Raw genomic sequence first — 12493 nt, 5'->3', positions numbered from 1 at the left:
CCTTCAGTAAGGCGGGCTGCCTTTCCTGTCAGCTGGCTCACAACCGGATCTATCGTTGAAACACGAAATCCGTCCACACTTTCCGGCTTCACCAAGCCGAGAACCTGGAGCCCACGATGATCATCGGCGTCCCCAAAGAAATCAAGAACAACGAATTCCGGGTGGCCATCACCGCCGCCGGCGTGCACGAATTCCGCAGCAACGGACACACGGTGCTGGTGGAGCGCGGTGCCGGTCTGGGTTCAGGTATCACCGATGAGGAATACTCGATCGCCGGCGCCGAAATCGTCAATGAAGCCGACGACGTCTGGGCCCGCGCGGACATGGTCATGAAGGTCAAGGAGCCGGTCAAGGCGGAGTACCACCGCTTCCGCAAGGGCCTGATCCTGTTCACCTACCTCCACCTCGCTGCCGAGCCGGAGCTCACCCGCGAACTCATCAACTCCGGCGTAACCGCCATCGCCTATGAAACGGTCCAGGAGGGCCGCACCCTTCCGCTGCTGGCCCCAATGTCCGAGGTGGCGGGCCGTCTTTCCGTCCAGGTGGGCGCCGCCTCCCTGATGGCCCCGGCCGGCGGCAAGGGTGTGCTGCTGGGCGGCGTTCCCGGCGTCCGGCCTGCCAAGGTGGTCGTCTTGGGCGCGGGCGTGGCCGGCACCAACGCAGCAGCCATGGCACTGGGCCTCGGTGCCGACGTCACCATCATGGACATCAACATCAACCGGCTGCGCGAGCTCGACGCCCAGTACCAGGGCAGGCTCAAGACCGTGGCGTCCAACAAGTACGAAATTGAGAAGTCGGTGGTGGACGCGGACCTGGTGATCGGCTCTGTCCTTATCCCCGGCGCCAAGGCCCCCAAGCTGGTGACCAACGATCTGGTGGCACGCATGAAGCCGGGCTCAGTGCTGGTGGACATTGCAGTGGACCAGGGCGGCTGCTTCGAGGACACCCACCCCACCACGCACCAGGAACCCACGTACAAGGTGCACAACACCATCTTCTACTGCGTGGCCAACATGCCGGGCGCCGTACCCAACACGTCCACCTACGCACTGACCAACGTGACCCTGCGCTACGCCGTGGCTCTCGCGAACCTTGGCGTCAAGGCCGCGTTCGACCGTGATCCTGCCCTGGCAGCCGGCCTGAACATCGCCGCCGGCCACGTGGCGCACCACTCCGTGTCCGAGGCGCACAACCTGCCACTCGTCGCGGACTGGCACGAACTGGTTACTGCTTAATCGCAAACGCCCGGCCCAAAGCAGTGCGCCCACTTCCGGGCCGCTTCGATAAGCTTCAGGGTTTCGACGGCGTCTTCCGGATCCACCGGGAGCGGCGCTGCTGAGGTGGTGCCGCCGTCGAGGATCTTCGCCGCGAGAATGCGGTAAAACTCGGGATAGGCGCCGCGCTCAGTGCGCAGGGCGTCCAGGTGGCCGTCACGGCCCAGGAGACCTGCCCACTCCGGGGCCTCCTCGCCGTAGTCAGCGTCGAGGGGGCTCCCGCCCGCGGCAATGTACGGCTCCTGCGGATCCACGCCCTTCTTGGTGAACCCGCCCACGGAGCCCAGTACGCGGAACCGGGGACCCTGCTGGGCGCACAGCATATTCATTGTGAGGTGGCTGAAAACGCCCGACTCATGCCGCAGGACCACGAAGACGTCATCGTCCGCCCGCTCGTCTGACCGGCGCGCCTTCAGCTCGGCATGGACCACGGCGGCGGGGCCAAAAAGCTGGAGCGCCTGGTCGATCAGGTGGCTGCCGAGATCGAACAAGGTGCCGCCGCCGTCGGCCGCCGTGGCGCGTGCCTTCCAGGCCTTTGCGATCGCCGGCGACCACCGCTCGAAACGGGACTCAAACCGGTTGACCTTCCCCAGGGCTTCGGCCGCGATGAGCTTCCTCAGTGTCAGGAAGTCGCCGTCCCACCGCCGGTTCTGGAAAACCGTCAGCACCCGGCCCAGCTCCCCGGCCAGCGCAATGAGTTCCTGGCCCTCCGCGCTGGTCACGGTGAAAGGCTTGTCCACCACCACGTCCAGTCCGGCCTCCAACGCTGCCTTGGCCAGGGGATAGTGGGTGGCCGGCGGTGTTCCGAGCACCACCAGGTCCAACTCGTGGGCACGGGCAAGGACAGCCTGGCCGTCCGGCACCGTCTTTACGCCCTCGTACCGTTCGGTGGCCGCGGACTCCCTTCCGGCGTCGGAGGTGGCTATGACGTTCAGCGAGTAGCTCCGATCCGCTGCTATCAGGGGAGCATGGAACACGCTCCCGGACAGTCCGAAGCCCACGACGGCGGTTCGGATGGTGCGCTGCGAAGCTTCAGTTCCGGTCATGTTCCTACGCTACTCCGGCCCGGTGCAGGGGGCACCGGGCGGGAGTGCGCTGAACGTGAGAGAGCGTTGGCCGAGAAGCCGCGTTAAGTGAGAGAGGGTTGCAGGTTTTTGGGGGCGAACGGGGAAGGCCGGCACCCCCTGTCCACAGGGAGTGCCGGCCTTCATAACAAAGCGGGCAGTGCTACTTCTTTTCCCAGCCGATGGTGGTCCAGTCCGGAACCTGGGACAGGCTCTGGAACAGGGACGGGCCGTAGTTGGCCAGGCCGGTGCGGACGAAGGAAATCTGCGGGCCGTTCATGACCACGCCCATGGAGAAGTACTTCGCCATGTGCTCCTTCTCGACTTCCATGGCCGCCTTGTTGCGCTCGGCGTTGTCCTCGATGGAGGCGAGGTCCGCGATCTTCTTGTCCAGCTCGGCGTCGCCCAGCTGGTTCTCGTTGGTCTTGGAGTCGTAGTACTGCTTCACGGCAGAGGTGGCGTCCGCACCCACCGTGTAGCCGGAAACGCTCATATCAAATTCACGTGCGCCCAGGACCTTGCCGAAGTCTGCCGAAGCGCGCTGGTCGATGCCGACATCCATGCCGCCGGCCTGCAGCTGCTTCTGCAGGGTCTGGGTGAAGGCAAGGGTGGTGGGGTCGTCACCGAAGTTGCTGATCTTGAAGGCTGCGGGCTTGCCGTCCTTTTCCATGATGCCGTTGGCGTTCTCGGTGTAGCCCGCGTCCGTCAGCACCTTCTTGGCCGCTTCCGGACCGGTTTCCTTCACGGGGTAGTTGTCCTGGTAGTACTCGGAGAAGGGCAGGAGCATCATGGAGCCGGAGCTGGGCTCTTCCCAGTTCAGGCCGTTGAAGCGGACCTTGCGAAGGGCCTCGCGGTCCACGGCTGCGAAGATGGCCTTGCGGACTGCAACGTCGGTGATGCGCTGGGCGTTGAGGTTCATGCCGCCGGCGAAGAGCCGCTGGCCGCGGCGGACCTCGGAGTCCTTGGTGCCCTCGAGCTGCTTGTAGAGGGAAATGGTGTTGGCGGACATGGCGTCGATCTCGCCGTTCTTGAAGGCGGCGATCTGGGCGCTGGTTTCAAGCTGGCGGAACACCACGTTCTCCAGCACCGGCTTGTTGCCCCACCACTTCTCGTTGGGCACCAGGGTTACGGTCTTGGCCGCCTGGTCATACTGGTCCAGCTTGAAGGGGCCGGCCATCCATTCCGGGTGCAATTCACCGTTGAAGCCCTCGTTGAAGATTTGGGGGCTGTTCACGGCCGGGTGGATGAGGCCGAAGAAGAGATCCTCCAGCGGATACACCGGCTGGGAGGTCTTGACGATGACTTCCTTGTCGCTGCTGCCGGCTTCCACGGACTCCACGAACTCGTAAGCACCGGAGGTGACAATGTCGTAGCCCGCGTCCGGGCTCTTCAGGATGTTCCAGGTGTTCTGGAAGGCCTTGACGTCAATGGGGGTGCCGTCGTTGTAGGTGGCCTTTTCGTTGACCTTGATGGTGATGGTCTGCTTACCGTCTTCTACTTCATTCTCCACAGACTCGCAGAAGTCCTGGTTGGGGGACGCCTTGCCCAGGAAGTCGAGCTTCCAGCAGCCGCCGATGCCGCCGCTGTTGACCGCCACGGGGTTCATGGGGATCTGCAGGGCGGAGTTGTCCGCGCTGTTGCCGTTGTTCGAGAATCCATTGAAGTCCGGGCCGATGTTGCCCAGCGGAAGGGTGACCTTCCCGCCCTGCTCAAGATCGGCGGCGGGCTTCTCGTTGATGCTGATGAGCTTGGACAGGTCGCTGCCTGCCTCCTGCCCCTTGGCCGTTTCCGGGCCGGTGGAGCCGCCACCGCCGCCGCAGGCCGTCAGCGCCAGAGCTGCGGCAACCGCTGCTGCTCCGCCGATCCTGTTCAGATTCCTCATGGTGTTCCCTTCATTGGTGCGGGTGGTGGTGCTGGTGATGGGTCGGAAAAGCCTAGGGTGCATGGTGGTCTGCCTGTTCGTGGACCACCAGCATGTCCTCGTCTATCTCTCCGTCAGGAAAGAAACAGGCGAAGCGCTGGTCGGGGGCGGGCAGCGGATGCGCCGCCAGGGCCTGGGCGGCCGCCGAGGGTGCCACAGGTTCCAGCGGCGGTTCGAGGGTCAGGCATTTCTCCTGCTTCAGCGGCGGGAGTGCCGCGAAAACCGGGCAGCGGGTGGCGAAGTTGCAGCCCTTGGGGGCGTCCAGCGGGGAGGGCAGGTCCCCTTGAAGGATGATGCGTTCGCGGGTGCGTTCCAGTTCCGGGTCCGGAACGGGGATGGCGGAGAGCAGGGCGCGGGTGTACGGGTGGCGCGGGTTGTCGAACACCCGGTCAACCTCGCCGATCTCCACGATCTTGCCCAGGTACATGACGGCCACCCGGTTGGAAATGTGCCGGACCACTGAGAGATCGTGGGCCACCAGGAGATAGCTGAGGCCCAGTTCGGCCCGGAGCTTGTCCAGTAGGTTGATGACCCCTGCCTGGACTGAAACATCCAGTGCGGACACGGGTTCGTCGAGGACCACCAGCTTGGGGTTCACAGCCAATGCTCGGGCTATGCCGATCCGCTGGCGCTGTCCCCCGGAGAACTGGTTGGGGAAGCGGTTGACATGGTCCGGCTGCAGTCCCACCAGCTTCATCAGCTCCATGATGCGGGCCTTGATGGCCTGCCGGTCCATGCCAGCGTTCTGGAGTGGCTCGGCCAGGACTTCGTAAACAGTGAAGCGGGGGTCCAGGGCGCCGGTGGGGTCCTGGAAGACCATCTGCAGTTCCCGGCGCATGGCGCTCTTCGTCCGCGAATCATTGGCCTGCTTGTTGCTGATCCCGCCGATCAGCACTTCGCCGTCCTGGTCCTTGTGGAACTCCATGATTTCCAGCAGCGTGGTGGTCTTGCCGGAACCCGATTCCCCCACGATGGAGAAGCACTCCCCCTCGCGGATGTCGAAGCTCAGGCCGTCCACGGCTTTGACGGTGCCGATGCGGCGCTTGAGCAGGGCACCCCTGGTGAGCGGGAAGTGCTTGCGGACGTCCTTGAGCTGCAGGACAGTGGAGCGCTTCTCCCGCGGAACGGCATCAAAGCGGGATACCGGTACGGGCGGGGCGGCGAAAACATCGTGGACATCCACGTCGCCGCCGAGGGAGCCGGACTTGATGCACGCGGCCCGGTGGAGGGCGCTCCCCGGCACCGGAGCCAGCGCCGGCTCGCCCGCCAGGCACGCGTCGGACGCCAGCGGGCAGCGGGGCGCGAACGAGCAGCCCGTGGGAGCGTGGATCAGGTTAGGCGGCATGCCCTCGATGGGGACCAGCGAGGATTTCTCTGCAACGTCAACCCGGGGAACGGCGCCGAGGAGGCCCATGGTGTAGGGCATCCGGGGGTTGTAGTAGATATCGTCAACCGCGCCCGTCTCCACAGGCTTGCCGGCGTACATGACCATGATGTCGTCCGCCATGCCCGCAACCACGCCGAGATCGTGTGTGATCATCACGACGGCGGCACCTGTCTCCTCCTGCGCAGTATGCAGCACCTCCAGCACCTGGGCCTGGATGGTGACGTCCAGCGCCGTCGTCGGCTCATCCGCGATCAGGACCCGCGGATTGTTGGCGATGGCGATGGCGATCATCACCCGCTGGCGCATGCCGCCGGAGAATTCGTGCGGGAAGGCTTTGAGGCGTTCCTTGGGGCTGGGGATGCCCACCATGGCCAGGAGTTCGACGGCGCGGGCTTCTTTAGCCTGCCTGCTCATGGTGGGGTTGTGGATGGTGAGCGCCTCCAGGATCTGCGCTCCCACGGTGTACACCGGTGTCAGGGAGGACAGCGGGTCCTGGAAGACCATGGCCAGTTCATTGCCGCGGTATTCACACATGGCCCTATCGCTGAGGCCCAGCAGTTCCCTGCCCTTGAGCATCACGGAGCCGGATACCTCGGCCGTGGACGGCAGAAGGCCCATGATGGCCAGCGAGGTGACGGATTTTCCTGACCCGGACTCCCCCACAATGCCCAGCGTCTTTCCCGGCAGCAGGTCAAAGTCGACTCCGCGCACGGCGTGGACCACGCCGTTCTCGGTGTTGAAGCGGACGTTCAGGTCCCGGACGGACAGGACAGCATCCGATGGGGCGTGCAGGCCCGCCACGTGCAACCGCTCCACGTCCGGCTGGGTGTGGCCCGCCCCGGTGGTTATTTCGCTGCTCATGACGCGTTCCTCTTCACACGGGTTTTGAGGGCTTTGCGTTTTGTGGCGCTGCCGCTGGAGCTCGAGCTCGGGTCGAAGGCGTCGCGCAGTCCGTCATTCATCATGGCCAGGGAGCCGGTGAGGAGGAACATGACGGCCAGCGGTACCCAGAACATCCACGGGAAGGTCTGCACCTGGGACGTGGCGCCGCCGATAAGAACCCCGAGGCTGACGTCCGGCACCTTGATGCCGATGCCGATGAAGGAAAAGGCCACCTCGGCGAGGATGGCGCCGGTGACGCCGCGGGTGATGTCCAGGACCAGGAGCGATCCGATGTTGGGGACCAGATGCCGCCAGACGATCCTGCGGGCCGGGATGCCCATGTACTGGGCTGCCTTGACGAAGTCCCGCTGCATCAGGGACATGGACAGTGAACGGATCAGCCTGGCGGTGCCCATCCAGCTGAAGACCAACAGCACGATGATCAGCAGCAGCCATGAGGGCAGGTCCCGCTTGAGCCCTTCCCCTCCGCCGCTGGTGGCCACAGCAACCACCAGGAGGGCCGGCATCATGATGAGCGCTTCAAGGATGAAGAGCATCACCTTGTCCACCTTGCCGCCGAAGTAGGCCATGGTGCAGCCGTAGACAGCGGCAACAAGGACCGAGACCAGCCCTACGATGAGTCCGATCAGGATGGAGATCCTGGTGCCTTCCACCGTCATTGCATAGAGGTCAATACCCGCCTGGGACGTGCCGAGGTAGTGCTCAGCCGACGGTGGCATGCCGATGTTGAAGGGGTCGATGGTTTCCTTGTCCCACGGCGTGAAATAGCCGCCGATGAAGGAGAAAAGGGTCAAGGCAAGGAAGATGGCCAGGCCCGCCACGGCCGTCCTGTTCCGCATGAAGCGGCGGAAAATGATGGTGTTTTTGCCGATGACGACGTCGGCACCCTCCAGATGTGCGTCCTGGGCAACGGCGGCCGGGTCGACGGCATTAAGGTTGGTCACGGTTACTGCACCCGCACTCTCGGGTCAACAAGGGTAGTCGCAAAGTCCGCCAGGATGGCGCCGAGGGCGAAAATGACCGAACCGTAGGCCAGCGTGGCGGTGGCGGCGTTGACGTCCTGCAGCGAGATGGCGTCGATGCTCCACGACCCCACGCCGGGCCACGCGAAGATCTTCTCCGCGAAGAAACCGCCGGCGAAGATGGCCGGGATGGTGAAGGCGATGCTTTGGGCTACCGGAATGAACGAGACCCGCAGTGCATGCCGGGAAATAGCCTGGTTCCGGGTAAGCCCTTTTGCCCTGGCCGTCCGGACGAAATCCGCGTTGACGTTGTCCAGGAGGTACTGGCGCTGGGCGATCTGGTAGGAGCCCCACCCCACGAGGGTGATGGCGACGGTGGGAACCGCGTAATGCGCCAACATGTCCACGAACTGGGCCCAGCCCGGCTGGATGCCCGGTGTGGAGATGCCGGTGACGAAGAAAATCCGCTCCCCCACGGTCTCGTTGATGCTGATGGCGCCCAACTGCACCAGGAAGTAGGCGATGGGCGCGGGCACGATATAGGCGAGGTAGCTATACGAGGTGATGGCCCGGTCCTGGAACTTGTACTGGCGTGCGGCCGAGTAGACGCCCAGTGCAACCCCGATGACGAGGGTCAGGATGATCGAGGCAAGGAAGAGCCTGGTGGAGATCCAGACGCGGTCGCCAAATTCAGCATTGATGTAGGCACCGTTGGGGCTGCGGCCCCAGTCCCAGCGGGTGACGATCGCCGTAAGCCATTCGACATAGCGTTCCCAGGGGCTGAGGTCCGGGTCGAGGCCCTTCAGGCGCATGGAGTTGGCTACCTGCTCCGGAGTGGGGCGGGGAATTCGCTCCTGTTCCAACAGAGCCGGTTTCAGGGAACTGACAGCCAGAAAGTATCCCGCCGAGGTGGTCAGGAAAATCATGAAAATATACGTAATGCCGCGCTTGGCGAGATACCTGAGCATGGAGGGTTATTTCCGTTTCGCCGCCATATGCCGGGGGGAGGGAAACTGCGCGTTGCATTGGTGTGTCTGGGTGTTGGGCATATCAACAATCAACGTGCTGAATCCTTCCGTTATCCCCGGATCAGCGGGGGTTGTGCCGCTTCATTGGGTCCTCTGCCAGCGGGTGGCTGGCTTCCCGCGGCCTTGGCAGGCAATCCGGGTGGACTATGTCGCGGGTCACATTCCAGAGGAAACTATCACAAGCCGCACCCGAATTTGCGGGAGAATGCCCGGAAAAGCGGGCGGCCGTATCAGATCGTTATGAATAGTTCTGTGAAGTTGATTTGACTGGACGTACGGTAGCGGCTGACGTAATCTACGCGGCCCCGACAACCCGCGTGACAAGATCCGTCCAGGATGCAACCAGCCGGTCAACCGTCACGCCGTGGCCCCGGGCCAGCCTTAACAGCCGGGCCGGGTCAAGGGTGGATGCCAGGGAACCGGCCATGAGCCAGGGTTCCGGCTCAAAACCCTCCTCCCGCAGCAGGACCTCAATATGGCGCTGCCAGAGAGCCGCAGCGGGAACTTCGGCCAGCCCACGGGAAGCACTGTCGGCGGCAAGGGCGAGGTCCCCATACTCCATGACGTAGCCAATGCGACCGGCGCCGAAGGCAATGAGGCGTTCCAGGCCCGGAGCGCCCGGCCCCAGGGGCGGCGGTCCGAACATGAAGCGGGCCTGGAACTCAGCTTCCGACTCGCTAAGGAGCGTCTGCATCAGCCCTGCGCGGCTGCCAAACCGGCGGAAGACGGTGCCCTTGCCCACTCCCGCCTGCTCGGCCAACCGATCCATCGTCAGGCCTTCCGCCCCACATTCACTGATTAGTTCACGGGCGGCAGACAGCAGGCGCTCACGGTTCCGCAGGGCGTCGCTGCGTTCAGCCCCAAGCCGCTGCGCCGATCCCGGTCCCGGTCCCGGTGGGATTAAGCTCACATTCCCCAGTCTAGCCCTTGGGAATAAGAAGCGGACCACAGTCCGTTTACCCTGGTGAAGGCAGCAATTGCCTCAGCTCTCGAACCCTCCGCGGCTCCTCCCGCGGACCCAACACAAGGAGTTCCCATGACCAAGAGCACTGTCCTCACCCTCGTCGGCAGCCTCCGGGCAGAATCCACCAACCAGAAGCTCGCCGAAGCGATCCAGCTCAATGCACCCGATCAGGTGGACGTCGTCATTCACGAAAGCCTCGGCAACATTCCCTTCTACAACGAGGACATCGACGTCGAAGGCCAGGTTCCCCCCGCCGCCGCCGCTCTGCGCGCCGCGGCCAGCGAGGCTGATACTGTCCTGCTGGTCACCCCCGAGCACAACGGCACCGTCCCCGCAGCACTGAAGAACGCCATCGACTGGCTGTCCCGCCCCTTCGGCGCCGGAGCCCTCGCCGGAAAGCCGACGGCCGTCGTCGGAACCGCCTTCGGCCAGTACGGCGGCGTCTGGGCCCAGGACGAGGCCCGCAAGGCTGCAGGCATCGCCGGTGCCCAGGTGCTGGAAGACGTCAAGCTGGCCGTTCCGGGTTCCATGGTGCGTTTTGCCGAAATCCACCCCAAGGACGACGCTGAGGTCGTGGAGCAGATCAAGGGCGTGTTCGACGCCCTCGCTGCCTCCCAGCCGGCGGCATAGCCACCGCACTCCCTGACGTCAGTGCCCCGGCGCCCAAGGTGGGCCGGGGCATTGCTGCCTATCGGGCCGCCCCTTTGGTTCTGGCTGCGCGGTCCGATCGTTGCTAGCGTGGCGGAATGAACCCCTCGAAGGCGCCGGCAGAGATCCTGGAGATATCGGGAGCAGAGGTACGCATCTCCAGTCCGGACAAGGTGCTGTTCCCGGGGCCGGGGCTTACGAAACTGGACCTGGTGCGCTACTACGTGTCAGTGGCGGACGGCGCGCTGCGCGGCGCAGGCGGCCGGCCCATGGTGCTCAAGCGTTTTCCGAAAGGCATCGACGCCGAACCGTTCTTCCAGAAGCGGGTCCCCGAGAACCATCCGGACTTCATTGATACGGCCACTCTCCGCTATGCATCGGGGACTTCAGCTGAAGAGGCGGTTATCCGGGATGCCGCAGGACTTGCATGGGTCGTGAACCTTGGCTGCCTCGACCTCAACCCCCACCCCGTGCGTGCGGAGGACCTTGAGCACCCGGACGAGCTTCGGGTGGACCTTGATCCGATGCCGGGGGTGGACTGGTCCCAGATCGTGGATGTCGCCCATGTGGCGCGCGAAGTCCTGGATGACGTGGGGCTGGTGGGCTGGCCGAAGACCAGCGGCTCGCGGGGTCTTCACATCCTGGTGCGAATCGCACCCCGGTGGTCCTTCCGCGATGTGCGGCTCGCAGCCGAAACCCTTGCCCGGGAGGTGGAAAACCGCGCTCCGGGCCTGGCCACGGCACGGTGGTGGAAGGAGGAACGCGGCGAGAGCGTGTTTGTCGACTTCAACCAGAACGCGAAAGACCGCACCGTGGCGTCTGCGTACTCGGTCCGCCCCCTGCCGGATGCCCGCGTGTCCATGCCGCTCACCTGGGACGAGGTGCGTTCAGCCCGCCCGGAGGAGTTCACCGTCCGCACTGTGCCCGGGCGGTTCGCTGACATGGGCGACCCCCACGAGGGGATTGACGACGCGGCCGGCACGCTGGAAGGCCTGCTGGCGCTGGCAGCCGAACTCGGCCCCGCCGAGAAACCTCCCCGCGGGGGTGATGGGTCGGGCCGCCGCCAGTCCGTGATGCCGCTCATCGAGGTGGCCCGCACCAAGACCAAATCCGAGGCGCTGGCCGCCTTGGACGAATGGAAGTCCCGGCACGCGGACCTGGTTCCGGCCCTGCACCCCGCCGACGTCCTGGTGGACGGGATGCGCGGATCAAGCTCGCTCTGGTACCGGGTCCGCGTGAACCTGCAGCACGTCCCCGAGCCGGACCGGCCCCCACAGGAGGAACTGGTTGCCGACTACGACCCGTGGGCTGGCAGGGAGTGGCCGGGGCAACCGGCGCCCTGACGTCCCCGCGCACGGGTTCCCGCCGTGACCAACTCTTGTCCCAACCGGTATTGTCCCGGCATTTTCGCCCAGTTGCGGCGGGCCGTAACGTTAATCCACCGGACCGGAAACAGGATTGCGGTGCAGGCATGCGGGCAGGGTCGAGTTCAGAAAAAGGCAGGGCAGCGCGGCGGGCGGCGGCAGCCAGCCTGGCGCTTCCGCTGTGCCTCGGCGGGTGCTCAATCCAGGACGTCCGCGGACCAGCGCCGGCTTCTTCCGCTCCCATGGCCATCACTGGAAGTACGCCGGCCGCCGCGCCGCCGTCCCTGACCCCGGTACCGCAGCCTCAAAACGCAGCCCCGCCTGGAACCTCCGCTCCACCGTCCCCGCCGGACGGAGCGGGAGATCGCGATAATCCCGATGATGCGGACGCTCATGGCACAGGCACTCCCGCCCCAAGCGGGCAAGGGGGTTCCCTTCCGGCTACCGAACCGTCCCCCTCGGACCCGGCGCCGCAGTCGCCGGCAGCCGGTAGCCCCGGCCCCGCAACCGGCGACAGGATCGCGGCGGCCACGGTAACGGCTTACTACGTGTTGCTGGACGACGGCGGCAAGCACGGCGTGCGGTTTGGCTGCAACGACAGCCTGGTGGGATTCGCCCAGGAGAGCAGGGCGGGCGAGGAGCCGCTTGCCGCAGCCATCGGAGCACTTTTGAACGCGCCGCAGCAAGCGGTTCACTCCGCAGGGGGTGCAACGGCCTACAACGCCTTGTCCGAATCACGGCTGAAGTTCCTCGCCGGGAGCTTCGACGGCACCACGGTGACGGTATACCTGACGGGCGTCCTGAGGCCCGGGGGCACTTGCGATGTTCCACGGATGGAAGCCCAGCTGACCCAGACAGCCTTGGCCTCAGTCGGTGCCATCCGCGCAGAAATCTACGTCAACGGGCGTACCCTGACGGAGGCGTTGACGCTGGGCTAGTCAACGGATGTTGCTTTGAAGACAACTCTCCGCTGTATCC

10 protein-coding genes are annotated in these 12493 nt (G+C 65.0%); 4 read left to right on the top strand and 6 right to left on the bottom strand.

The window, feature by feature from the left end; translation table 11 throughout:
* Positions 1–116 precede the first annotated feature (116 nt).
* Positions 117–1235, top strand: a complete 1119-nt coding sequence (gene ald / locus FDW84_RS13110) for an alanine dehydrogenase (protein ID WP_138609973.1) — start codon at positions 117–119, stop codon at positions 1233–1235.
* Here the strand turns inward: ald and FDW84_RS13105 are convergent.
* The 6 genes from FDW84_RS13105 to FDW84_RS13080 form a co-directional block, all read right to left on the bottom strand.
* Positions 1232–2320, bottom strand: a complete 1089-nt coding sequence (locus tag FDW84_RS13105; RefSeq protein WP_138609972.1) for a Gfo/Idh/MocA family protein — start codon at positions 2318–2320, stop codon at positions 1232–1234. The genes ald and FDW84_RS13105 overlap by 4 nt on opposite strands.
* A 181-nt stretch (positions 2321–2501) precedes the next feature.
* Positions 2502–4220 carry an ABC transporter family substrate-binding protein gene (locus FDW84_RS13100; protein ID WP_138609971.1) on the bottom strand — a complete coding sequence of 573 codons (1719 nt, stop codon included), beginning with the start codon at positions 4218–4220 and terminating at the stop codon, positions 2502–2504.
* Positions 4221–4272: 52 nt separating this feature from the next.
* On the bottom strand, positions 4273–6507 hold the full coding sequence (locus FDW84_RS13095) for an ABC transporter ATP-binding protein (RefSeq protein ID WP_138609970.1): 2235 nt from the start codon (positions 6505–6507) through the stop codon (positions 4273–4275).
* On the bottom strand, positions 6504–7493 hold the full coding sequence (locus FDW84_RS13090; RefSeq protein WP_171046779.1) for an ABC transporter permease: 990 nt from the start codon (positions 7491–7493) through the stop codon (positions 6504–6506). The genes FDW84_RS13095 and FDW84_RS13090 overlap by 4 nt, the downstream gene beginning before the upstream one ends.
* 2 nt (positions 7494–7495) lie before the next feature.
* A complete protein-coding gene (locus FDW84_RS13085; protein WP_138133637.1) occupies positions 7496–8479 on the bottom strand; it encodes an ABC transporter permease in 984 nt (327 codons plus the stop codon).
* A gap of 355 nt (positions 8480–8834) precedes the next feature.
* Entirely contained in the window at positions 8835–9449 is a 615-nt protein-coding gene (locus FDW84_RS13080; RefSeq protein WP_138609969.1) for a TetR/AcrR family transcriptional regulator, read from the bottom strand.
* A gap of 126 nt (positions 9450–9575) precedes the next feature.
* On the opposite strand from FDW84_RS13080, the gene FDW84_RS13075 reads away from it, so the two are divergent.
* The 3 genes from FDW84_RS13075 (at position 9576) to FDW84_RS19760 (ending at position 12453) form a co-directional block, all read left to right on the top strand.
* The gene (locus FDW84_RS13075; protein WP_138609968.1) at positions 9576–10133 is read left to right on the top strand and encodes an NAD(P)H-dependent oxidoreductase; all 558 of its coding nucleotides are present in this window, start codon (positions 9576–9578) and stop codon (positions 10131–10133) included.
* 116 nt (positions 10134–10249) lie between these two features.
* Positions 10250–11494, top strand: a complete 1245-nt coding sequence (gene ligD / locus FDW84_RS13070; RefSeq protein ID WP_138609967.1) for a non-homologous end-joining DNA ligase — start codon at positions 10250–10252, stop codon at positions 11492–11494.
* A 263-nt stretch (positions 11495–11757) separates the two neighbouring features.
* Positions 11758–12453, top strand: coding sequence for a GerMN domain-containing protein (locus tag FDW84_RS19760; protein ID WP_240721505.1), 696 nt, complete (start codon positions 11758–11760; stop codon positions 12451–12453).
* The last annotated feature ends 40 nt before the right edge of the window (positions 12454–12493 follow it).

Source organism: Pseudarthrobacter sp. NamE5, from assembly GCF_005796225.1.
In the GTDB taxonomy this organism is placed as follows: Bacteria; Actinomycetota; Actinomycetes; order Actinomycetales; family Micrococcaceae; genus Arthrobacter.
This window is presented reverse-complemented; position numbering and strand designations above follow the sequence as displayed.